20 protein-coding genes are annotated in these 22,614 nt (G+C 68.7%); 11 read left to right on the top strand and 9 right to left on the bottom strand.

The window, feature by feature from the left end; all coding sequences use genetic code 11:
- Positions 1-72 precede the first annotated feature (72 nt).
- Entirely contained in the window at positions 73-789 is a 717-nt protein-coding gene (locus NF4_RS15840) for a DUF1906 domain-containing protein (protein WP_063128309.1), read from the top strand.
- A 22-nt stretch (positions 790-811) separates the two neighbouring features.
- Here the strand turns inward: NF4_RS15840 and NF4_RS15835 are convergent, their stop codons facing one another.
- The 4 genes from NF4_RS15835 to typA all read right to left on the bottom strand — a co-directional run bounded on the left by NF4_RS15835 (position 812) and on the right by typA (position 5,976).
- Positions 812-1,243 carry a hypothetical protein gene (locus NF4_RS15835; protein WP_063128308.1) on the bottom strand — a complete coding sequence of 144 codons (432 nt, stop codon included), beginning with the start codon at positions 1,241-1,243 and terminating at the stop codon, positions 812-814.
- A gap of 112 nt (positions 1,244-1,355) precedes the next feature.
- Positions 1,356-2,252: an N-acetyl-1-D-myo-inositol-2-amino-2-deoxy-alpha-D-glucopyranoside deacetylase gene (gene mshB / locus NF4_RS15830; RefSeq protein WP_063128307.1), complete on the bottom strand. Its 897-nt coding sequence runs from the start codon at positions 2,250-2,252 to the stop codon at positions 1,356-1,358.
- Positions 2,249-4,036 (bottom strand): ABC transporter family substrate-binding protein, encoded by a 1,788-nt coding sequence (locus NF4_RS15825; protein ID WP_269749598.1) that lies wholly within the window; start codon positions 4,034-4,036, stop codon positions 2,249-2,251. The genes mshB and NF4_RS15825 overlap by 4 nt, the downstream gene beginning before the upstream one ends.
- Before the next feature lie 41 nt (positions 4,037-4,077).
- Positions 4,078-5,976 carry a translational GTPase TypA gene (gene typA, locus NF4_RS15820; RefSeq protein ID WP_063128100.1) on the bottom strand — a complete coding sequence of 633 codons (1,899 nt, stop codon included), beginning with the start codon at positions 5,974-5,976 and terminating at the stop codon, positions 4,078-4,080.
- Positions 5,977-6,123: 147 nt separating this feature from the next.
- Here typA and NF4_RS38630 point away from each other — a divergent pair, with 147 nt between their 5' ends.
- On the top strand, positions 6,124-6,300 hold the full coding sequence (locus tag NF4_RS38630) for a hypothetical protein (protein WP_168165626.1): 177 nt from the start codon (positions 6,124-6,126) through the stop codon (positions 6,298-6,300).
- A gap of 135 nt (positions 6,301-6,435) precedes the next feature.
- Positions 6,436-6,723, top strand: coding sequence for a 4a-hydroxytetrahydrobiopterin dehydratase (locus NF4_RS15810; RefSeq protein WP_063128305.1), 288 nt, complete (start codon positions 6,436-6,438; stop codon positions 6,721-6,723).
- Here the strand turns inward: NF4_RS15810 and NF4_RS15805 are convergent.
- Positions 6,671-8,020: a mannosyltransferase gene (locus tag NF4_RS15805; RefSeq protein WP_084533154.1), complete on the bottom strand. Its 1,350-nt coding sequence runs from the start codon at positions 8,018-8,020 to the stop codon at positions 6,671-6,673. The two genes, NF4_RS15810 and NF4_RS15805, sit on opposite strands and share 53 nt — an antisense overlap.
- Before the next feature lie 327 nt (positions 8,021-8,347).
- Between NF4_RS15805 and NF4_RS15800 the strand changes: the two genes are divergently transcribed.
- Positions 8,348-9,106, top strand: coding sequence for an Rv1157c family protein (locus NF4_RS15800; RefSeq protein ID WP_232330489.1), 759 nt, complete (start codon positions 8,348-8,350; stop codon positions 9,104-9,106).
- A gap of 124 nt (positions 9,107-9,230) precedes the next feature.
- Positions 9,231-9,581, top strand: coding sequence for a hypothetical protein (locus NF4_RS15795; protein ID WP_063128098.1), 351 nt, complete (start codon positions 9,231-9,233; stop codon positions 9,579-9,581).
- A gap of 35 nt (positions 9,582-9,616) precedes the next feature.
- Here the strand turns inward: NF4_RS15795 and NF4_RS15790 are convergent, their stop codons facing one another.
- Positions 9,617-11,257: a PH domain-containing protein gene (locus tag NF4_RS15790; RefSeq protein ID WP_063128097.1), complete on the bottom strand. Its 1,641-nt coding sequence runs from the start codon at positions 11,255-11,257 to the stop codon at positions 9,617-9,619.
- Entirely contained in the window at positions 11,254-11,766 is a 513-nt protein-coding gene (locus NF4_RS15785) for a PH domain-containing protein (protein WP_063128304.1), read from the bottom strand. Before NF4_RS15785 ends, NF4_RS15790 begins: the two co-directional genes overlap by 4 nt.
- Before the next feature lie 722 nt (positions 11,767-12,488).
- Between NF4_RS15785 and NF4_RS15780 the strand changes: the two genes are divergently transcribed.
- The 5 genes from NF4_RS15780 (at position 12,489) to NF4_RS15760 (ending at position 19,469) form a co-directional block, all read left to right on the top strand.
- The gene (locus NF4_RS15780; protein WP_063128096.1) at positions 12,489-15,071 is read left to right on the top strand and encodes a bifunctional FO biosynthesis protein CofGH; all 2,583 of its coding nucleotides are present in this window, start codon (positions 12,489-12,491) and stop codon (positions 15,069-15,071) included.
- Between the two features lie 193 nt (positions 15,072-15,264).
- A complete protein-coding gene (fdxA, locus tag NF4_RS15775; RefSeq protein WP_030522084.1) occupies positions 15,265-15,588 on the top strand; it encodes a ferredoxin in 324 nt (107 codons plus the stop codon).
- A 12-nt stretch (positions 15,589-15,600) separates the two neighbouring features.
- On the top strand, positions 15,601-16,719 hold the full coding sequence (gene dapC, locus NF4_RS15770; protein WP_198165344.1) for a succinyldiaminopimelate transaminase: 1,119 nt from the start codon (positions 15,601-15,603) through the stop codon (positions 16,717-16,719).
- Between the two features lie 100 nt (positions 16,720-16,819).
- Positions 16,820-18,457, top strand: a complete 1,638-nt coding sequence (pruA, locus tag NF4_RS15765; RefSeq protein WP_063128095.1) for an L-glutamate gamma-semialdehyde dehydrogenase — start codon at positions 16,820-16,822, stop codon at positions 18,455-18,457.
- A 61-nt stretch (positions 18,458-18,518) separates the two neighbouring features.
- The gene (locus NF4_RS15760; RefSeq protein WP_063128094.1) at positions 18,519-19,469 is read left to right on the top strand and encodes a proline dehydrogenase family protein; all 951 of its coding nucleotides are present in this window, start codon (positions 18,519-18,521) and stop codon (positions 19,467-19,469) included.
- A 343-nt stretch (positions 19,470-19,812) separates the two neighbouring features.
- On the opposite strand, the gene NF4_RS15755 is transcribed toward NF4_RS15760, so the two are convergent.
- On the bottom strand, positions 19,813-20,679 hold the full coding sequence (locus NF4_RS15755) for an oxygenase MpaB family protein (protein ID WP_084533153.1): 867 nt from the start codon (positions 20,677-20,679) through the stop codon (positions 19,813-19,815).
- A 128-nt stretch (positions 20,680-20,807) separates the two neighbouring features.
- Here NF4_RS15755 and NF4_RS15750 point away from each other — a divergent pair, with 128 nt between their 5' ends.
- On the top strand, positions 20,808-21,452 hold the full coding sequence (locus tag NF4_RS15750) for a TetR/AcrR family transcriptional regulator (protein ID WP_063128092.1): 645 nt from the start codon (positions 20,808-20,810) through the stop codon (positions 21,450-21,452).
- Between the two features lie 38 nt (positions 21,453-21,490).
- On the opposite strand, the gene NF4_RS15745 is transcribed toward NF4_RS15750, so the two are convergent.
- A complete protein-coding gene (locus tag NF4_RS15745; protein WP_084533180.1) occupies positions 21,491-22,369 on the bottom strand; it encodes an oxygenase MpaB family protein in 879 nt (292 codons plus the stop codon).
- Between the last annotated feature and the right edge of the window lie 245 nt (positions 22,370-22,614).

The following is a 22,614-nucleotide window of genomic DNA, read 5'->3' as shown; positions in this document are numbered from 1 at the left end:
GCATGCAGTGCTGATGGGGAAGGTGCGCCGGGCATGCCGTTGCTGTCCACCCGGGTGTGCGAAGGAGTCTCGATGGTTTCTGCACTGTCTCGCCGGGCTCTGCTCGGATATACGGCCGCCGCCGTCGCCGCGGGCGCGGTGGGGTCGGCCTTCGGAACTTTTCGCGCCGGTGCGGCGTCGCTCGGGACCCTGCTCGATTACGCGGGGGGTGTGCCGTCCGCGGCGGCCATCAAGGCGGCCGGGCACACCGGGGTCATCCGGTATGTGTCCGATCGTCGGCCGGGAGCGGAATGGATGGCCGGGAAACCGCTGCTCGCCGGGGAGGTCGAGGATCTGCGGGCCGCCGGGCTGGCCATCGTGTCCTGCTACCAGTTCGGCAAAGGGCCCACCGCCGACTGGCGCGGCGGATACGACGCGGGTCGTCGGCACGCCGAGCGCGGACTGGCTCTACACCGCGCCGCCGGGGGACCGGACAACCGGCCGATCTACGCCTCCATCGACGACAATCCGAACCCCGTGGAATTCGCCACCATGATCCTGCCGTATCTGCTCGGCTGGCAGGCGGTGATCGGCCGGGAGCACACCGGCGTCTACGCCAATGCGCCCACCATCGATCTGGCCAGGGCGGCCGGTGTGGGTGCGTGGTTCTGGCAGCACGACTGGGGAACCGCGCCGGGGTATGTGCATCCGGCCGCGCATCTGCACCAGTTCGAGATCGACGACCGCACGGTCGACGGGGTGGGCGTGGATGTGAACGATATCCTCGCCACGGAGTACGGAGCCTGGTGACCGGCGCCACCCGGCGGACCGGTCAGCGTGCCGGGCGTTTCGTTCGGTTGGCGGCCACGTACAGGTAGACCAGCGGCGCCACCGCCCCGCACAGGAACAGCAGCAGCGTCGGCAGATCGCTGCGCAGCGGGACATCACCGCCGGGGCCCCGGCTCGCCGCGATCAGGAAGGCACCCAGCCAGGCGGCGATCGGCAGGAACAGCACGGTCGGCCGGGTGGTCACCGTGGCGGCCGCCCACACCAGGGCCACGTTCACCGGCGCGGCGATCAGTGCGGCCACCGGTACGGCGACGCTGCCGAGATGGAAGGGCAGGTAGAGCACCTCCAGAGCCGAGGTGATCACCGCGTCCACGATCAGGACCGCGATCAGCACCGGGCCGAGTGCCGCGGTCGCCAGTGCGGTCCAGCGGGTGCGGGAATCCGCACCGGCCCGATCGTCCACGGTGGCGGTCATCCGTGCGACCGGGTCGCCGAACACCGTCCGGCGGTCGCTGTGGGTCCGGTCCCGCTCTCCGATTCCGAGTGCTGCATAGCGACGAGTCTATTGGTGCGTGGGCGCCGCTCGGCTACAGCGAACCGGCGAAGAGATCGTCTTCCCGGCCGTCCGGCCCGCCCGCCCAGGCGCGACCGCGGACGAGAATGTAGTGCTCCTCCGGCAGGACCGGCTGGGCGATCATATTGGTCAACGCGAACTCCCGGCCCGACGGCGCGACCGTGAGCTGGGTGGCGTGGGCGCGCAGCGCGGCGCGTTTCCGGGGCAGGGATTCGGTGACATCGATCGCCGTGGTCACCGAATTACCCGGTACGCACGCCAACTCGTCCTCGGCCGGCAGCCGCCAGCCGGCGGGTAGCGCGCCCGGCAGGCCGTCCACCGTGCGGCGCGCCAGCGCCCGCAGATGATCGCGCAGGATGTCGGCGTCGGTCACGGTCCAGTAGAACTTGGGCGTGTCCCAGCCCTGCGCGGCCGCGGCCTCGACGGCTTCGGTGGTCACCCGGTGGGCGCGGATATGGTCCGGGTGGCCGTAGCCGCCGCGCGGGTCGTAGGTCACCACCACGCGGGGCCGCAGGTCGAGGATCACCTCGGTGAGCGCCCGGACCGCCGCCGGACCGGACTCGACGAAGGCCCGTGGATGCTGCGCCGCCGGAGTCCCGGCCATACCGGAATCGCGCCAGCGGCCCGCGCCGCCCAGGAAGCACGGCGGTCCGGCACCGAGTTCGGTCAGGGCGCGGGTGAGTTCACCGATCCGGTACCCGCCCAGTTGATCCGCGCGGTCGGCGGTCAGGCCGGCCCAGCGGTCGCCCATCACCTCGCCCTCTTCACCGAGAGTGCAGGTCACCACTGTCACGGGGACACCGAGACGCCGGTAGTGGGCGATCGTGCCCCCGGTGGTGATGGTTTCGTCGTCGGGGTGGGCGTGAACCAGCAGCAACCCGCCGGTACGTCCTTCGCCGGAACCGGTCACGGGACGCGCCGCCACATCGCCGCGTCGCCGAATATCCCGGCCTGGATCGCTCCGCTCAGCGACGCCCCGTCCACCGAGGGACCGGCCGCGGCCACCACGTTGTCCTGCACGATCGGCAGTACCGTGGATGCACTCCACAGCCGGGGTTCGGCCTCGCCCAGCGTGCGCGGTACTTCCACGCCGTGCAGCGCGCCGTCGATCGACGGCTGGAACTGCGGATCGCAGATACCGGACAGATTGCTCGGCGCCCGGCGGGCCGCCTCCACGGCGGCCGGAACCTCGGTCTGTTCGCCGTCGGTCGTGGGGGTGACGGGCGCCGCGGGCGGGCAGCCGTAGCGGGAGGCCAGCGCGGTAGCGGGATCACCACCGGTCGCCTCCCAGCCCACTGCCGCGTCGACGGAATTCTCCACCAGGCCTTTGCCGTACAGCTCGTCGGCCGCCAGATTGAGCACCGACGCGTCGATCCCGGCGCTGCGCAGCTGGTCGGCCGCGGTATTGGCCACCGCCAGAGCGGTATCGTCGCCGGTCACCGCGCCGATCCGCAGGACCAGCGGTTCCCCGTTGCGAGCCAGCGAGCGGGGCCGCGGGGCCGGTGAGGTCGCCGAGACCGGCGGCGGCTCCGGGGCGCGGCCGAACCCGGCCTCGGCCAGCAGGCCGAATGCCTGGTCGGGGTTGAGGCGGGGCGGTTCGGTGGGCGTATAGCCGGGATCGGAGGGCGAGAGCACCTGCGCGCGTACCGGTTCCACCCAGTTACCCGTCTGCGCGCCGACCGTGGCCAGCAGCGCGGGATCGAGAAGTGCGAGGACCGCGGTCCGGACCCGATGGTCGCCGAGCACCCCCTCGCGGCCGTTCAGGGTGAGGCGCAGCTGCCGGGACTGCGGCATGATCGCGGTGCGTACCGACGGGATCGCGGCCAGCTGGGCCTGGGTGGCGACCCCGCCGTGCACCAGTGCCATCTGGGTGTCGCCGGTGCGCAGCGAATCCGCCAGTTGGGCGGGGGTGCCGCCGCGGCGCAGCAGGATCTGGTCGGGGCGGGCCGGAGTGCCCCAGTAGCGGTCGTTGCGTTCCAGCAGGATCTCGTCACGACCGGGATCGGCGGATTCGATGGTGAAGTTCCCGCCCGAGACCGGTATCTGCTCGACCAGCGTCCGTTGGAAACCGCCCGGCGAATCCTTCATCAGATGCGACGGCAACAGGTTCGCGAACAATTGCGGCCAGGCCGGATAGGGCTTGTCGAACACCACGGAAACCGCTTTACCGCCGCCGGCGGAACGGACCTCGGTGATGAGGCGGTATCCGGCCGGGTCGATCACACCGGGCTGCGTGATCATCTGCTGCCACAGGTAGTGGAAGTCCTCGGCCGCGATGGGCGCCCCATCGGACCAGTTCGCCTGGTCCTTCAGCGTGTAGGTGACGGTGAACGGGGCCTCGGCGGTCACCGTCGCCGAATCGACCAGCGCCGTATCCGGAACCCACAGCGTGCCGCCGGGCAGGGCCGGGTCGGGTGTGGGCCGGAACGGACTCGGCAGCACCATGGCCGCCACCGCGGCGGTCGCCGGGGACTGGTTCGACCGCAGATGCGGGTTGAAACCGATCCCGATGTCATCGATGGCGACCACCACCGTGTTCTTGGTCGGTTGCGCCGGTTCGGTCTTCGGGCTGTCCGTACTGGCGATGGGCGGCGGCGGGTCGGCAGTACATCCGGCCAGCACCGGAACGAGCACCGCCACGAGCACCAGCAGCCCGCGCCACACCGCGCGCCTCCCCGAAATCACGTTCGGCACTCTACCCAAACCCGCGCCGGCCCGTCCGGGGGCGAAACCGCTTACAGCGCGGCCCGGTCGCGCGCCTTGCGACGCGACAGCTCCCGGGCCCGTTCGTTGGCGGCCAGGGTGACCTTGCGCACACGCACGACCTCCGGCGTCACCTCGACGCATTCGTCGGCGGCGCAGAATTCCATGGCCATTTCCAGATCGAGCTGCAGCGGCTTGGCCAGCGTCTCCATCACATCGGCGGTGGAGGAGCGCATATTGGTGAGCTTCTTCTCCTTGGTCACATTGATATCGAGATCCTCGGCGCGCGGATTGATCCCGACGACCATGCCCTCGTAGGTTTCCGCGCCCGGTTCGACGAAGAACTGCCCGCGGTCGGCGAGCTGGATCATGGCGAAGGGGGTCACCGAACCGGAGCGGTCGGATACCAGCGAACCGGTGTGCCGGGCCCGGATCTCACCGGCCCACGGCGCGTAACCGTGGGAGACGGCGTTGGCGATACCGGTGCCGCGGGTCTCGGTCAGGAAGTCGGTGCGGAACCCGATCAGACCGCGCGAGGGCACGATGAACTCCATCCGCACCCAGCCCGCGGCGTGGTTGTTCATCTGCACCATCTTGCCCTTGCGGGCGGCCAGCAGCTGGGTGATGGCGCCGAGGTACTCGTCGGGGCAGTCGATGGTGAGCTCTTCGTAGGGCTCATGCACCTTGCCGTCGACCTGCCGGGTCACCACCTGCGGTTTGCCGACGGTCAGCTCGAAGCCCTCGCGTCGCATCTGCTCGACCAGGATCGCCAGCGCGAGCTCGCCGCGGCCCTGGACCTCCCAGGCGTCCGGGCGCCCGATATCGAGAACGCGGAGTGAGACATTGCCCACCAGTTCCTGGTCGAGCCGCGACTTCACCATGCGAGCGGTGAGCTTGTGTCCCTGGACGCGGCCGACCAGCGGGGAGGTATTGGTACCGATCACCACCGAGATGGCCGGTTCGTCCACCGTGATGCGGGGTAGCGCGACGGGCTCGTCCGGGTCGGCGAGGGTGTCGCCGATCATGATGTCGGGGATACCGGCGACGGCGACGATATCGCCGGCCACCGCGACCTCACCAGGCTGCCGTTCGACGCCGATCGTCTGCAGCAGTTCGGTGATCTTGACGCTCTTCACGCCGTCGGCGTGCATCCACGCCACGTTCTGCCCCTTGCGGAGCTCACCGTTGTGGATACGCACCAGCGCCAGCCGGCCCAGGAAGGCCGAGGCGTCGAGGTTGGTCACATGGGCCTGCAGCGGCGCGGACGCGTCGCCCTTGGGGGCGGGGATGTTCTCCAGCAGGACGTCGAACAGCGCGTCCAGGTTCTCCGCGTTCGGTACCTCGCCGTTCTGCGGCTGCTCCTTGGACGCCTTGCCCGCGCGACCGGAGGCATAGAGCACCGGCAGATCGAGGGCGAGTTCGGCCGCTTCGGCCGCGTCGTCGTCCAGATCGGAGGCCAGATCCAGCAGCAGGTCGTGGCTTTCCTCGACCACCTCGGCGATGCGCGCGTCGGGCCGGTCGGTCTTGTTGACCACCAGGATCACCGGCAGACAGGCCGCCAGCGCCTTGCGTAGCACGAACCGGGTCTGCGGGAGCGGGCCCTCCGAGGCGTCGACCAGCAGCACCACGCCGTCGACCATGGACAGGCCGCGTTCCACCTCGCCACCGAAATCGGCGTGACCCGGGGTATCGATGACATTGATGACGGTGACGCTGCCGTCCGGATGATGCCGGTGCACGGCGGTGTTCTTGGCGAGAATGGTGATGCCCTTCTCGCGCTCCAGGTCGCCGGAGTCCATGACCCGGTCGACCGGTTCGGCCCGTTCGGCGAATGCGCCGGACTGGCGCAGCATGGCGTCGACGAGCGTCGTCTTACCGTGGTCGACGTGGGCCACGATGGCGACGTTGCGAAAATCGCGTGCAGACGACACGCCGGTTCCTCCTGCTGGTAACTGTTGCTTGCGGCCGGACCCTGCGACAGGGAGATTCGAACTCACCGGGCATCTGGGCCGGTTACACCCTACCGGGAACCCGGTGGCCTGCTGGCGCCGCCCAGAGGTAAGGGTATGCTAACCCGCATGGGCAAGGTCAAGGCGAGCGAGGTTTCGAGCCTCAAGCCGAAGAAGAAGTGCTGTCGTAAGAAGACACGCTGCGTGAAATGCCCTGTGGTCATCATGCGGATGAAGCGCCTGGAGGCCACGGGCGCCTCCGGTAAAGAACTGAAGAAAGGCCTGAAGAAGGCGCGCGCCGCCTGAGGGGGGCGACCTCCGCCTTCGCTCCGGCGTCCGCGCCCTGGAGGCCGGGCAGTTCGTAATAGGGGAGTGCGTGGCTGTGGATGAGGGGGCGGTTGGTGCGGTTGTAGGAATGCGGTGGCGGGGTATGCCCGCGATATGACCACATCACTGCTCTCCGAATCCGAGATCGCGGCGGCCCTGGAAACCCTGCCGGAGTGGAGCCGGGCCGGTGACGCGTTGACCCGCACGGTCGAGGCGGCCACCTTTCCCGCCGGAATAGAACTCGTCCGGCAGGTGGCCGATATCGCCGAATCGGCGAATCACCATCCCGATATCGATATCCGGTGGCGCAAGGTCACCTTCGCCCTGACCACGCACTCCGCGGGCGGGCTCACGGCACGGGACGTGGCGCTGGCCCGGGAGATAGATCGGCTGGCACCGTAGCGGTCCGGGAAGCCGTCCGCCCCGCCCAGACGATCCAGCCGTAGCAGGCCAGCGCACCGAGCACGTACACCGTGCCGAACCAGGACCACACCCCCCAGCGGGAGATGGTCCAGATCGAATCCTGCAGGAACGAGAGCACCCACGGCGCGCCGATCAGCGTCGTCACCAGCCAGTATCCGGCCAGTATCCGCGCGCCGGGCACCGCCCGGTACGGCCCGTAGAGCAACCAGAGGACGGTCGGTAGCAGCCAGCCCCAATGGTGCGACCAGGAGATGGGCGAGACCAGCAGCCCGAACAACTGCACGATCAGCACGGTGCCCAGCAGATCGTCGCGGCGCAGCGCCCGCCACGCGCACCACCCCAGCACCGCCGCCACCGCCACCGCCGCGATCCACCACGGCCCGGTACCCACATCGCTGCCCAGCAGCCGGCTGAGCGCGCCGCGCAGCGACTGGTTCCACACCGAGCCCACCGGCCCGATCCGGTCGGCGTCACCGAGCAGGGTGCCGAAATAGCGCCGGGTCTCCTCTGGATTGATCAGGAAACTCGCCGCCACGGTCAGGCCGAATACCGCCGCCGACCAGACGGCGGCGGCCCAGCGGCGCCGCGCCACGAAATAGAGGCCGCTGATCGCGGGCGTCAATTTGATCCCCGCGACCGCGCCTACCAGGGTTCCCGACAGCCACCACCGGGAGCTGCGGATCGCGACCATCACGCCGAGCATCAGGAAGACATTGACCTGGCCGTAGTCGATGGTGGTGCGTACCGGCTCGAACCAGAGGCCCACCGCCGTCCACGCCACCATCGCGGTGCGCCACCGCGCTTCGCGCAGGGCCTCGCGTCCCAGTATCAGCTCGAACGCGATTCGCACCACCCAGTACAACGCGGCGACGATGGCGAACAGCCACAACATCGCGACCACGGTGAACGGCAGGAAGTGCAACGGGAAGAACACCACCGCGGCGAACGGCGGATAAGTGAAGGGCAGCGGGAAATCCGGTGTCTTCTCGGCGTAGGTGAAATCGTAGAGATGGTCGGTGAGCAGAGCCGCCGACCCGTCGACATAGACGTGTAGGTCGACCAGGTTCATCCCGTTCGGGGTCAGCAGCATCCACAGCAGCCGCGCCAGTACGGTGATCCCGAGCGCCACCAGGGCCAGGCGAAACGGTACGAACCCCCGAATGTCGGTCCGGGCGCCGCTGGGCTGAGTCAATACACGAGCTTTCGAGTCGGTCCGGGCCGGCGGCCGGACCCGGTGCTGTTGGGCGCGTCGCCGGTTTTCCGGCCCGGAATACATTAACCCCACCGGTTTCCGGGCGGACGCGAGCCTTGCACGCGCTCCGCGCGGTGGGCGGCAAACAGTGCGCACAGGGGCCGGTAACCATCGAGCAACCGATGAGTCACGAGTCCACATACGCCTCATTTTTCACACCGGTCACTCGCGTTACCCCCTACTGTTCAGTAGCACAGCGAATTGGGGCTCGCAATCCCTACCCCGGTGCTGTACAACGCGCGTCAGTGTCCTTAGAGTGACCCCGAAACGACGGCTTTTCAGCGTCGCCCAGATGTACCCGAGGTAAGGACGGCTAGACCAGTGCTTCGCACCCGAGGATCGCGGATCGCAATGTCCGCGCTCGCCATAGCGGCGGGCGCCTCCCTCGTGGCGCCCGCGACGGCCGTCGCGGCTCCGGCCACCGAGGCGTCGGTGAGCAGCGTCCCGATGGTCCCCGAAGGGGTTCCCGTCGACGTTCTCGCCGCCCTGGCCCCGGCCATCGTCAACGCACCTGCCCCGGCGGCCAAGGACATCGCCGCACCGGGCAGCCCGCAGGAGGCCATTCTGTCCCAGGCCCGCGCGCTGCTGGCCGCGGTGAATCTGCCCCCGCAGATCAAATCCACGCTGGAACGGGTCATCACGTTCCTCGACGGCAGTGGCGGCGGCGGCCCCGAGATCCCCGAATCCGGGCCGGCTATCGCCCAGTTCCTCTACCCGACCATCGGTCAGGACTGCATCGCCCCGTCCGGTGATTCGGTCGGCACCGCCCTCGCGGTGCCCGGCCCGGCGCAGCTGCCGCCGCCCGGACCCGCCGCCGGCCAGACCGGTTTCGTGTTCACCGCGCTGGGCACCGAACGCCCCACGGCCGAGCAGGTGCAGCCGATGACGGTGCAATGGCGGAACCTGGACACCGGTGAGGCGGGCTCGCAGCCGCTGACCGATGCGGCCAAGATCAACCCGGACGGCCCGGCCACCCTGTCGGCCATCGCGAATACCGGCACCGGCCGGATCGTCGCGGTGATCGGTGGCGGGCTCACCACCCAGGCCACCGAAACCGAAACCCGCAGCTGCACTTTCATGCCGACCATCGGGTTCTTCACCGTCGGCTGAGCCGACGGTGGCTGCTCCGGCGCCGCGGGATGGGCCTTCGGGTCGATCCGCGGCGACCGCCCGGCACCGGAGCGTCGGCTCGTGGCGTGCCGCGTATGCCGCCCGGCTGTGGTAGACCGGGGTGATGGCGACTGTCGAAAGTTCGCGTAGGTCCGGCATCCGTAGCCGGCGCTCGTCACGGTCGATTCTGTCGATCCGCTCCGAGGGGTCGATCCTGTCCATCGGCTCCGCGTATTCGATCCTGTCCATCGGAAGCGTGGGGTCGGTGCTGTCGATCGGGTCCATCGGATCGTTCGGTTCAGCGATCTCCAGCGGGTCCTTCCTGAGTCTCGGCTCGGCCCTGTCCGGCTTGTCCCGGTGGTCCCTGCTGTCCTGGATGGGTGATCACGCGAGTCCGGACACCCGTCCCGGTCTGCGCGTGGTAGCCGACGAACCCGATCTGCGGGAGTCCGCCACCTGCCACTGCCAGACCTGACCTCGGCGTACTACCGTTCCCTGCCCACCATCGGTCTATTCCGGATGGTGGGCGTCCATGGCCGGGGCTCGCCGCGTGACGCCGGCGGCGACGCGATCCATCACCGCCCAGGCGCGATCCTGCGGTATGTCGTGGACGAGGTAGAGCTTCTTACCCGCTGCCGTGGCGGCGCCGACCGTGGCCAGGCCGGCTCGGCGCTGCCAGAAGGTCTGCCGCACAGTCCAGCCGATGATGCCCGGTGCTTCGAGACAGGTGCGTTCGCGGTCGAGGGAGCCGGAACGGACGACCAGCCAGGTGGGGGAGCCGGCGGTGGCGGGGACGACCGCGTGACCGAGGCCGCGGTAGCGGTCCTCGGCGAGCAGTGCGCCGACCGGGGCCAGGCCGGCCGGCAGCAGCCACCACCACACCGTGACCTGCCAGTCCGCCGCGGTCGCGAGGAGCAGGGCCACCGCGGTGAGCGGAACGGGCCAGCAGGCCCGGACATATCGGCGGCGCCGGGCGGCCGGACCGTGCCCGGTCAACGGGATATCGGCGAGGGCGGCCAGTCGTGCCGCTGTCGCGGCGGCGTTCGCGTTCCGTGGACTCAGCAGCCGGGCCAGGGTTCGTTCGACCGCCGCGCGGGGGGATTGCGGCAGGATCTTCTGGCGCGGATTCTCACCGGTCATCACGGCTTCCAGTTGCGCGGCCCCGGCGAGACGCAGCAGGAGTGGTTCGCGGATGGTGGCGCCGCGCAATCGCGCGGTGTCGAGGGTGATCCGGCGCAGCGTGAACAGTCCGCGGCGGATCTGCAAAGTGCTGCCGTGATCGGTGACGCGGAGTCCGTAGTACGTGGCGAGGTAGTGCGCGCACGCCGCCACGCTGACGACGACCACCAGGGCGAGCAGCGCCGCGAGGCCGGCCAGGAACAGCGACAGCACCCCGAAACCACGCACGGTGTCGACGGTGCCGTGGCCGATACGGATCTCGGCGGCACCGAATCCGAACTGAGCGGCCAGGCCGAGTGCCGAGGCGGCGAGCGCGAAACCGGTCAGCGACAGCGGCGCGTACCGGACCCAGCCCGGCTGCCAGTGACCGATCTCCGCACCCCGCTCGGCCGCGGGGGCCTCCGGCCCGGTGTCCGGGCCGGCGGCGGGGAGGCGGGCCGGAGTGGGATCGTCGGCAGCGGTAGGCAGGGTGCGGGTGTGGGCCAGCAGTTCGGCGCGCAGCGGCCGGACGTGTCCGGCGGCGAGTGCGTCCAGCCTGAATCGGTCGCCGGCCTCGGCTTCCTGGCCGGTGCCGATCACCACCACGGCCAGGCCCAGGATCCGGTGCAGCGGGTCGGCCTCGATATCCACCGACCGGATTCGCGCCCGCGGCACCGCCAGCCGTTTCCGCCTGATCAAGCCGGTGCGCAGTTCGACATGGGTCGGTCCGACCCGGTAGGTGGTGGTGAACCACAGGGTGAGTGCGTACGGGACCACGAATACCAGGCCCAGGAGGCTGTAGAGCGGGTTACCGGAACTGACACCCAGGACGACCGCGCCGATCACGGCGGGCAGGAACTTCACGATCTCCTGGATCGGATGGACCAGCAGCATCCGGCGATCCACGTGTAGCCACGGCTCGTCGTCGCCGGGAACGAGGGTCTCCGGCTCGGTGGCCGGGCCGGGCCCGTTCGCCGGACGCGGTTCCGTCATGTGGCGTCCCCGCGGTGACGTGCCGCGGTCTCGGTCAACCGGGTCACCGTCTGCTCGGCCACCGCGCGGTCCAGCAGGCTGATGTGCACCGCACCCGCGGACGAGGCCGTGGTCACCGTGACCGTCGACAGGTCGAGGATGCGTTCCAGCGGGCCGCGTTCGGTGTCCACGGTCTGCACCCGGGAGATCGGCGCGACCCGGCTCTCCTGGGTGAGCCAGCCCGATCGGGAGTAGACGGCGTCGTCGGTCACCTCCCAGCGGTGGACCCGATACCGCCACCGGGGCACTGCGATCGCGGTGAGCGTGGCCATCGGTACCGCGACCACCGCCACCGCCGCCTGCCAGATCCGGCGATCGGGGTCGACGACGACCCACCCGAGCAGCACGGCGAATACGCCGAGCCACGACAGCGCGATCTGCACGGTCCACAGCGTCTTCGCGCGCGGACTGGGCCGCCACGACGGATCGGCCAGAACGTTGGGGGACCGCGGCGGGCTGTCCGGCGACATATATTCATCGTCGCACGGCGCGGTGTGCGGTTGGCCCTCCATAGGTCGGCGACCATTGAGCACTTACAGTGATGTGGGCCTACCCAGGTTTGCCGAGGCACATGCTCTCCCGTCTGTCCTTCCGGCCCCGCCGGATGGTCGACATCGGTGGTCGGGGCCCGCCCCCGGTTCTGGAGCGACAGAGCGAAGGAGCGCAGCGACTGAGCGTGTGCAGTCCACCGTTCATGGGTCGGTGACCATTGAGCACTTACAGGGCTGTGAGCCTCCTCAGGCTGGTCGAGGCGCACGGCAGCATGCACTTCTGTCTCTTCCGGATGGGCTACCTCCACGGTCGGGGCCCGCCCCCGGTTCTGGAGCGACGGAGCGAGGGAGAGCGCAGCGACTGAGCGTGTGCAGTCGACCGTCCAGAGAATGGCGATCATTGAGCACTGACAGTGACGTGAGCCTCCTCAGGCTGGTCGAGGTGCACGGCAGCATGCACCTTCTGTCTTTTCCGGAGGGTCTACCTCAGTGGTCGGGGCCCGCCCCCGATTCTGGACCGACGGAGCGAGGGAGCGCAGCGACTGAGCGGAGGAGGGAAGAATCGGGGTCACAGGGCCCCGACCCGCGGCGCCGGAGGCGCCGCCATCAACACAGCCCCGACCTGCACGGAATAGCCCGAGACGCAGCGCGGTTGTGAACGCTCAACGACCTGGGAGGAGACAGTTCCGGATGTGTGCCGCATGATCGAGGGCGTGACCGAACTACCCGAACCAACCGTCCCGACCCCCGTGCCGCCCCCGTCCGCCATGCGCCGGGCGCTGCGCCGGGCACGTGACGGGGTCACGCTGAACGTCGACGAGGCCACGGTGCTGCTGCACGCGCGCGGCGACGACCTCGCCGACCTGTGCCGCAGTGCGGCCCGGGTACGCGACGCCGGGCTGGCCTCGGCCGGACGGCCCGCCACGATCACCTATTCGCGCAATGTTTTCATTCCGCTGACCCATCTGTGCCGCGATACCTGCCACTACTGCACCTTCGTGACGGTGCCGGGCAAGTTGCGGGCACAGGGTCGCGGGATGTTCCTGGAACCCGACGAGGTGCTCGATATCGCGCGCCGGGGTGCCGAACTGGGCTGTAAGGAAGCGCTGTTCACCCTCGGCGACCGCCCCGAGGCCCGCTGGCCCGAGGCCGCGCAGTGGCTGGACGAACGCGGCTACGATTCCACCCTCGACTATCTGCGTGCGGTGTCGATCCTGGTGCTCGAGGAGACCGGACTGCTGCCGCATCTCAACCCCGGGGTCATGTCGTGGGAGGAGATCTCGCGGCTGAAACCGGTGGCGCAGTCGATGGGCATGATGCTCGAGACCACCGCGACCCGGCTGTTCACGGAGAAGGGTAACTGCCATTACGGCAGCCCCGACAAGGATCCCGCGGTTCGACTGCGTGCCATCACCGACGCGGGCCGGCTCTCGGTGCCCTACACCACCGGTGTCCTGGTGGGTATCGGCGAGAACATGGCGGAGCGGGCCGATACGATCGCCGCGATCCGCAAGCAGCACAAGGCGTTCGGTCATATCCAGGAAGTGATCGTGCAGAACTTCCGGGCCAAGGACGACACCGCCATGCGGCACGCGCCCGACGCGGACTTCACGGAGTTCCTGGCCACCATCGCGGTGACCCGCCTGCTGCTCGGACCCGACGTCTCGGTGCAGGCGCCGCCGAACCTGGTGTCCGAGGCGGAGTGCCGGGCCCTGCTGGAAGCCGGGATCGATGACTGGGGCGGCGTCTCGCCGGTCACCCCTGACCATGTGAATCCCGAGCGGCCCTGGCCCAACCTGGACACGCTGGCCGAGATCACCGCGGCCGCCGGTTTCGAACTGGTGGAACGCACGTCGGCGCATCCCAAATACGTGCGGGCGGGCAACCCGTGGATCGATCCGCGGATCGGCGCGCATGTCGCGGCCCTGACCGACGCCGAGACCGGGCTGGCGAAGGCCGGCGCGCTCCCGGTGGGTCTGCCCTGGCAGGAACCCGATGAGTCCTGGGAGTCGGCGGGTCGTACCGATCTGAACACCGAGATCGATACCACCGGGCGCAATACCGATACCCGCAGCGATATCGACAACGCGTTCGGCGACTGGGACACCATCCGCGAACAGGTCCGCGATCTCGCCGCCGCGCCCCAGCGGCTGGACGCCGACGTACTGGACGCGCTGCGTGCCGCGGAACGGGATCCGGCCGGCCTCAGCGATGCCCAGTACCTGGCGCTGGCCACCGCCGACGGACCCGATCTGGAAGCCGTCGCGGGTCTCGCGGACCAGTTGCGCCGCGATGTCTGCGGCGACGACGTCACCTATGTGGTGAACCGCAATATCAACTTCACCAATATCTGCTACACGGGCTGCCGGTTCTGCGCGTTCGCGCAGCGCAAGGGTGACGCCGACGCCTTCACGCTCAGCACCGGCGAGGTCGCCGACCGGGCCTGGGAGGCCTACGTCGACGGCGCGACCGAGGTCTGCATGCAGGGGGGTATCGACCCCGACCTGCCCGTCACCGGCTACGCCGATCTGGTGCGGGCGGTGAAGGCGCGGGTGCCGTCCATGCACGTCCACGCCTTCAGTCCGATGGAGATCGTCAACGGCGCCTCGCGCGGTGGTGAAAGCGTCCGCGATTGGCTGACCGCGCTGCGCGAAGCCGGGCTGGGCACTATCCCCGGTACGGCCGCCGAGATCCTCGACGACGAGGTCCGCTGGGTGCTGACCAAGGGGAAATTGCCCGCCTCCGCCTGGATCGATGTGGTCACCACCGCCCATCAGGTCGGCATCCGGTCGAGTTCGACCATGATGTACGGGCACGTCGACAACCCCAGCCACTGGGTCGGGCACCTGCGGGTGTTGCGCGGTATCCAGGACGAGACCGGCGGTTTCACCGAATTCGTCCTGCTCCCGTTCGTGCATCAGAGCGCCCCGCTCTACCTGGCCGGCGCCTCCCGTCCGGGCCCCACCAACCGCGACAATCGCGCCGCGCACGCTCTGGCCCGGATCATGCTGCACGGCCGGATCGACAACATCCAGACCAGCTGGGTGAAACTCGGCACCACGGGCACCCGGGTGATGTTGCGCAGCGGCGCCAACGACCTCGGCGGTACCCTCATGGAGGAGACCATCTCCCGGATGGCGGGTTCGCAGCACGGGTCGGCGAAGACGGTGGCCGAACTCACAGAGATCGCCGAGGGTATCGGCCGGCCGGTCCGGGAGCGCACCACCACGTACGGGGTTCCACCCCAGCGGAGTGCGGCAGCCCCCGGCCTGGAACTCGTCTAGGCGCGTGGCCCTCGACTGAAGGCGCGCAGCGACCCAGCGCAGTAGTGGAATACCGGGGCCACGAAGCTCCGACCAGGCGACGCCGGAGCCGGCGTCGAGTATTAGGGCAGGCTCACCAGGCGTAGCCTGTGGGGCGCCAGGGATACTTGTGTGCGGGCGCAGTTACCCGGAGAAGGAAGACTTAGGAGCGGGAGTGACGTACATCATCGCCGAACCGTGCGTTGACGTGAAGGACAAGGCATGCATCGAAGAATGCCCTGTGGACTGCATCTACGAGGGCGGTCGCATGCTCTACATCCATCCCGACGAATGCGTTGACTGTGGTGCGTGTGAGCCGGTCTGCCCGGTGGAGGCGATCTTCTACGAGGACGACACGCCCGATCAGTGGAGCGGGTACGTCAACGCCAACGTCGACTTCTTCGACGAGCTGGGCTCGCCGGGCGGTGCCACCAAGCTGGGCAAGGTCGATTCCGATCCGGCGTTCATCAAAGAGCTGCCGCCCATGGCGGGCGAGTAGAGCATTCGCACGATGAGCACCGAGGTAACCGAACGTCGCCGGGTGAGTGCGGTCCTGCCCGATTTCCCCTGGGACACCATCGCCGAGGTGAAGGCGCGGGCGGCCGCGCATCCGGGCGGACTCGTCGATCTGTCGGTGGGTACGCCGGTCGATCCGGTCGACCCGCTGATCCGCGCGGCGTTGAGTTCGGTCGCCGAGGTACCCGGTTATCCGACCACGCACGGCACGCCGGAGTTGCGTGCCGCCGCGGTGGCCGCGCTGACCCGGCGTTTCGGTATCACCGGGGTGCCCGAGGCGGCGGTGCTGCCGGTGATCGGCACCAAGGAGCTGATCGCGGGGTTGCCGCGGCTGCTCGGGCTGGGGCCCGCGGATCTGGTGGTGATCCCCGAGGTCGCCTATCCGACGTACGAGGTGGGCGGACTGCTCGCCGGGGCCCGGATTCTGCGCGCCGACGGGCTCACCCGGCTGGGCCCGGAGACTCCGGCGCTCATCTATCTCAACTCACCGTCCAACCCGACCGGCAAGGTGCTGGGTGTGGAGCATCTGCGGAAGGTGGTTACCTTCGCGCGCGAGCGCGGGGTGATCGTCGCGTCCGACGAGTGCTACCTGGGGCTGGCCTGGGAAGAACCCGCCGTATCGATTCTCGACCCGCGGGTCTGCGACGGAGATCACACCGGCTTGCTGGCGGTGCATTCACTGTCGAAGACGTCGAATCTGGCGAGTTACCGGGCCGGGTTCGTGGCCGGTGATCCGGAGCTGGTGGCCGAGTTGCTGGAGGTGCGCAAGCATTCCGGCATGATGGTGCCCTTCCCGATCCAGGCGGCGATGGCGGTGGCGCTGGGCGACGACGCGCACGAGTCGGTGCAGCGGCAGCGGTATCGGGCCCGCCGCGAGATCCTGCGGTCGGCGCTGCTGGATGCCGGGTTCCGGATCGACCATTCCGCGGCCGGGCTGTATCTGTGGTCGACTCGCGGTGAACCGTGCCGGACCACGCTCGAGTGGCTGGCCGAGCGCGGCATCCTGGCGGCTCCGGGGGAGTTCTACGGTCCCGCGGGCGCCGAGCACGTGCGTATCGCATTGACCGCGACCGACGAGCGGATCGAAACGGCCGCACAGCGCCTACGCGGCTGACCACGCTCTCCCCGCCGCTGTGCGACAGTGCGGTAACGACTCCGCAGAGATTCGCGCGTCGAGTTCGGGCAGGGCCGGGCGGGCGGCGCTAGCCTGGGGTATGGACGCTGTCACAGTTGTCCCCACCCCCGGTAACGAGCCGGTGCACACCTACGCGCCCGGGAGCCCCGAGCGGGAACGGTTGCTCGGCAGGCTCGCCGATATCTCCGACGGCACCACCGAGATCCCCCTGGTCATCGGCGGCAAGCATCGTCCGGGGATCGGCACGCGACGGGAGATCGTCGCACCGCATCGACACCGGCAGGTACTCGGGACCTATACCGACACCACACACACCGAAGCCGCCGCGGCGATCGACGCCGCCACCGCGGCCGCCCCCGGATGGCGTGCGCTGCCGTTCGACGAACGTGCCGCGGTGCTGTTGCGGGCCGCGGACCTGCTGGCCGGACCGTGGCGGGAGACTCTCGCCGCGGCGACCATGTTGGGCCAGTCGAAATCGGTGGCTCAGGCCGAGATCGACGCGCCGTGCGAGCTGGTCGACTTCTGGCGATTCAATGTCTCCTTCGCCCGGGGCATCCTGGCACAGCAGCCGCAGTCGAGCGCGGGGGTGTGGAACCGGCTCGACTACCGCCCGCTGGAGGGGTTCGTCTACGCGATCACCCCGTTCAATTTCACCGCGATCGCCGGCAATCTGCCGACCGCGCCCGCGCTCATGGGCAATACGGTGGTGTGGAAGCCCTCGCCCACCCAGACGCTGGCCGCTTATTACACGATGAAACTGCTGGAGGCGGCCGGGCTGCCGCCCGGCGTCATCAATATGGTCACCGGTGACGGGCGGGATCTCTCCGAGGTCGCTCTGGCCGACCCCCGCCTGGCGGGGATCCATTTCACCGGCTCGGGCGCCACGTTCCAGTATCTGTGGAGCCGGGTGGGCGCCAATATCGGGCGTTATCACGGGTATCCGCGGATCGTGGGGGAGACCGGGGGCAAGGATTTCATCGTCGCGCATCCGTCGGCGGATCCTGCCGCATTGTGTACGGCGATGATCCGCGGGGCCTACGAGTATCAGGGCCAGAAATGTTCGGCCGCCTCGCGTGCCTACCTCCCGCGCTCGCTGTGGCGGGAGATGGGTGACGATTTCCTCGGTATCGCCGAGAGCCTGAGCTACGGCGATATTGCGGATCTGTCGAATTTCGGTGGCGCGGTGATCGACCGGCGGGCCTACGACAAGAGCGTGCGGGCGATCGAGCGGGCGCGGTCCGCCGGGGTGGAGGTGCCGGTGGGTGGCACCTACGACGACAGCGAGGGGTGGTTCGTCCGCCCGACCGTACTGCTCGCCGACGATCCACGCGACGAATCGTTCGCCACCGAATACTTCGGCCCGATCCTGTCGGTGTACGTGTACGACGATTCCCAGCCCGACGCCTACCGGACGATCTTGGCCGAGGTGGAATCCACCGCCCCGTACGCCCTGACCGGCGCGGTCTTCGCGCAGGACCGGCACGCCGTGGAAGAGGCCGCCCAGCTGTTGCGGTTCGCGGCCGGCAACTTCTATGTGAACGACAAACCCACCGGCGCGGTCGTGGGGCAGCAGCCTTTCGGCGGCGCACGGGCCTCGGGCACCGACGACAAGGCGGGGTCTCCGCTGAACCTGTTGCGCTGGGTGGCCCCGCGCACCCTGAAGGAAACCTTCGTCCCGCACACCGATCACCGCTACCCGCACATGGAGCAGGGATGAACGGCTCACCCCGCCCCGCCGCGCGGCGCCCGGTCCCACTCCGTCTCCGCGGGGAGTCCCGGTGAACCCGCTGCGTCCGGCGATCCTCGCCGTCGCCGGGTCGGACCGGGTGAAACGAACCCTTACGACGAGCCCGGCCACCGCGGCGATGGTCCAGCGCTTCGTACCCGGGGAAGCTCGGCCGGATCTCATCGCCGCGGCTCGCGCACTATTGATGAGCGGGCGCGCGGTGAGCGTCGACTACCTGGGCGAGAACACCACCGACCGCGCGCAGGCCGACGCCGCGGTCGCCGAATATCTGGCATTGATCAACGATCTGGCGGCCCTGCCCACCACCGAGGTACCCACCGGCGCCGCGCCGCTGGAGGTGTCGGTCAAATTGTCCGCGCTCGGGCAGGCGCTGGGCGCCGACGGCCCGGCGATCGCCACCGAGAACCTGCGCACCGTGTGCACCAAGGCGGCCGAGGCCGGGGTATGGGTGACCGTGGACGCCGAAGACCACACCACCACCGCCGCCACCCTCGCCACCACCGGGCAGGTCCGCCCGGATTTTCCCTGGCTGGGCACGGTGATCCAGGCCTACCTGTACCGCAGCGAGGACGACTGCCGCGACCTCGCCGACGCGGGCGCCCGGGTGCGCCTGTGCAAGGGCGCCTACCGGGAACCGGAAACCGTGGCCTACCAGCGACGTGTGGATGTGGACCGCGCCTATCTGCGCTGCCTGCGGGTGCTCATGCGCGGCGCGGGCCGTCCCCTGGTGGCCTCCCATGATCCGGTGGTCATCGCGGCGGCGGCCGACCTCGCGACGGTCACCGGCCGTCGCCCCGGCCGGCTGGAATACCAGATGCTGTACGGCGTCCGCACCGACGAGCAGCTCCATCTCGCCGACCGCGGGGATTTCGTCCGGGTGTACCTGCCCTACGGGCACCAGTGGTACGGATATCTCATGCGCCGGCTCGCGGAACGCCCCGCCAACCTGGCGTTCTTCCTCCGCGCGCTGGCCGGGCGGTGATACACCCTCTGTCTCCTCCGGATGGTCGGCCTCAGTGGTCGGGGCCCGCCCCCCGGTTCTGGAGCGACAGAGCGAAGGAGCGCAGCGACTGAGCGTGTGCCGTTGGTCCGTCAATAGATCGGTGACCATTGAGCACTGGCAGTGATGTGAGCCTCTCCAGGCCGGTCGAGGCGCATGACAGCGTGCACCTTCTGTCTATTTCGGATGGTCTGCCTCAATGGTCGGGGCCCGCCCCCGATTCTGGACCGACGGAGCGAGGGAGCGTAGCGACTGAGCGGAGGAGGGAAGAATCGGGGTCACAGGGCCCCGACCCGCGCGCCGGAGGCGCGCAAATAAACACAGTTCAGACCAGGGGTTTGCCCTTGCGGATACGGCGGCGCATATCCCATAGGTAGTAGTTCATCGGGAACTGGCGTAGGACCCGGGGCTGGATCTTCAGGCCCACGCCGATGAGCTTCATGGTGCGGTCGAACCAGCGCTGGTTGCCTTCGGTCCAGGTGAGATGCATTTTCTCGCGGATCTGCGGCGGCAGGCAGCCGGTGACGACGAAACGGTGGAATCGTGCCGATACCCACTGGATCGGGCGCGCCACCATCTTCAGGTCGATGAGGTCGTTGAAGTAGGCGCGGGTGGTGTCGTCGATTTCCAGGGCGTCGAGATTCTCTTCCCAGAACCGCCAGAACGCGGCGCGATCGGCCGGCCACATCTCCGGTCGGACCTGCAGGGTGGTGCCCAGCCGGATGCTGTGGGCGTAGAAGGTGTCGGCGGTCGCCTCGTCCATCGGGCCCTGGACCTTCTCCAGCAGGTCGACGAAACCGAAGTACAGGCAGGCGGCGACCCACAGCTGGAGTTTCGGGTCGAAGGCGTTGTACTTCACCGGGCTGGTGGGTTTGGTGCGAATGTGGCGGTGGGAGGTGTTGACCGCGAGCCGGTAGGCGTTGCGTTCTTCGTCGGTGCCCAGCATGGCGACGGCGAGATAGGTGAGAGTGGTGCGGAGCCGTTTGAAGGGATGCTCCATGACGTTGCCGCTCTTGACGTCGCTTTCCATCACGCCGTAGGCGACCGGCCGCAAACCCAGCTGCATGATGACGTTCGCGGTGCCGCCCAGGAACGCGGTGACTCCGATGATGTGATCGTTCATATCGAAGTCGGGTGCGTACAACCGCTGGGGTTCGGGATCGTTCATCGGAGCGGGCCGGGGAGCGGTCATCGGTGACCTCTTTCCTATGAGAAGATTATATGATAACCATCTCATTCTCTCGATGTTGCGTCAACCGCCCCCGCAATTGTGCGATGCTTACCGTGTCATTGCATCGCCGAGCGCGGGAAGGTGCCGAGATGGGTGCGCTGGCTCGATTGTTGCCTCTGGTCCGAACACCGCGCCGAGATCAAGATCAATCCGTGCTGTCCGCGGCGTTGCAGGCTTTTCTCGACTTCGGGATCAAGCGCACGAGTATGGTCGAGGTCGCCCGGCGTGGCGGCCTCTCCCTGGCCACACTGTACCGGCGGTTTTCCAGCAAATCGGACTTGATCCAGGCGGTCGGATTGGCGCAGACCCGCGATTTCATCGAGGGTGTCGACGCCGCGGTGCAGCAGCAGATCGAGCGCGACGCCGGTGCCGAGGACCAGATCGTGGAACTGTTCGTCGCGTTCCTGGCCGGTCTGCGCGGTAACCAGCTGCTGGATCGGCTGCTGAACACCGAACCGGAGATCGTGCTGCCCTATCTGACCACCCGGGGCGCCCCGGTGATCGAATTGGGCCGCGATTACGTCGCCGAATTCATCACCCGTCTGCAGGGCGAAGGCAAATTGCCGGAATACGATCCGCTGCCGCTGGCCGAAATGATCGCGCGGACCGCGCTGTCGCTGGCGCTGACCCCGCAAACGGTTATCCCCCTGGACGACGATATCGCGGTGCGCAGATACGCGCGTGATCATGTGGCGGTCTCGTTCCGGGTGCCGGGCCAGGTCGCCGGATCCTGAATGTCGGACAGGCTCGTTTTCATATCCGCGAATTCGAATCAGACGAGTTTCAGTCCGAGCCTGCGGCGGATCCGGAAATCCACCAGGTAGGCCTGGATCGGGAAACTGCGCAGCGGTGCCGGTAGCGTCGCCGATACCCGGCCCAGTCCGCGGAGCATGCGCCCGAACCGGCGCTCGTCGTCGGCCGACCAGGCCATGCCCATCTCCGTGCGCAGGTGTGGCGGTAGGAGGCCCGCGGTGACCCATCGGTTGAAGCGGCCGCCGAGGAGCCGGACCGGGCGGGGGAACATCCTCAGATCGACGATCTCGTTCAGCATGTCCCGGACCGGTGGGTCGATCCGGGTCGTGGCCAGGTTTTCGGTCCAGTAGCTGTCGAAGGCCGCCGGGTCGGCCGGCCAGGCATCCGGCGGCACCTGCAGGGTGGTGCCCAATCGTGCGGAATGGCGATAGATCGTCTCTTCCAGGTCGGCGTCCGCCTTGCCGTGCATACGCTCCCGGATATCGCGGGCGCCCCAGTACAGGCAGGCGGCCACCCACAGTTGCAGATCGCGGTCGAATGCGTTGTACCGCACCGGACTCTGCGTGGTCGAGCGCACCCGGCGATGCGAGGTATCGACGGCTGCCCGATAAGCGGCCCGCTCGGCGGGGCTGCCGAGCAGTGCGACCGCGAGATAGGTGAGTGTGGTGCGCGTGCGTTTCACCGGATGCAATGTCAGCTTCCCGCTGTCGACCGGGCTTTCCAGAACTCCGTAACCGACCCCGGGGACGGCGAGCTGCATGATGACATTGGCGGCGGCCCCGAGTATCGCGGCGCCGTCGATATAGGGTCGGAAATCGAAATCCTCGTCCTGCACCGAATCGGCCCGTCGATCGGCGGAGCCGGATACGGGCGGTCCTCCGGCGGGCGTGCTGGTCATGGAAGCCACCGTTTCGAGGGCTCGAGAAAGCTGACGATTCACCTTCTCGCCGCTGCCCATATGTGTCAAGCGACGCCGGAACAATTCGATCTCGTGCGATTCGGAGCCCGGTCGTGGTATGTGTGATTTGAATCGATAAAGTTTCACTGTCGGGTGCGGAATTTCCCGCGAGCCGAATACGTGAACTCCTATCGGCGCATTTCCCGGATTTTCCGGGGCAGGTGCCCGACCGCCGGCCGAGGCCG

This window comes from Nocardia fusca NBRC 14340 (assembly GCF_001618425.1).
GTDB classification, from domain to species: domain Bacteria; phylum Actinomycetota; class Actinomycetes; order Mycobacteriales; family Mycobacteriaceae; genus Nocardia; species Nocardia fusca.
Note: the sequence above shows the minus strand (reverse complement) of the source record. Positions and strands in the feature narration are given on the sequence as shown.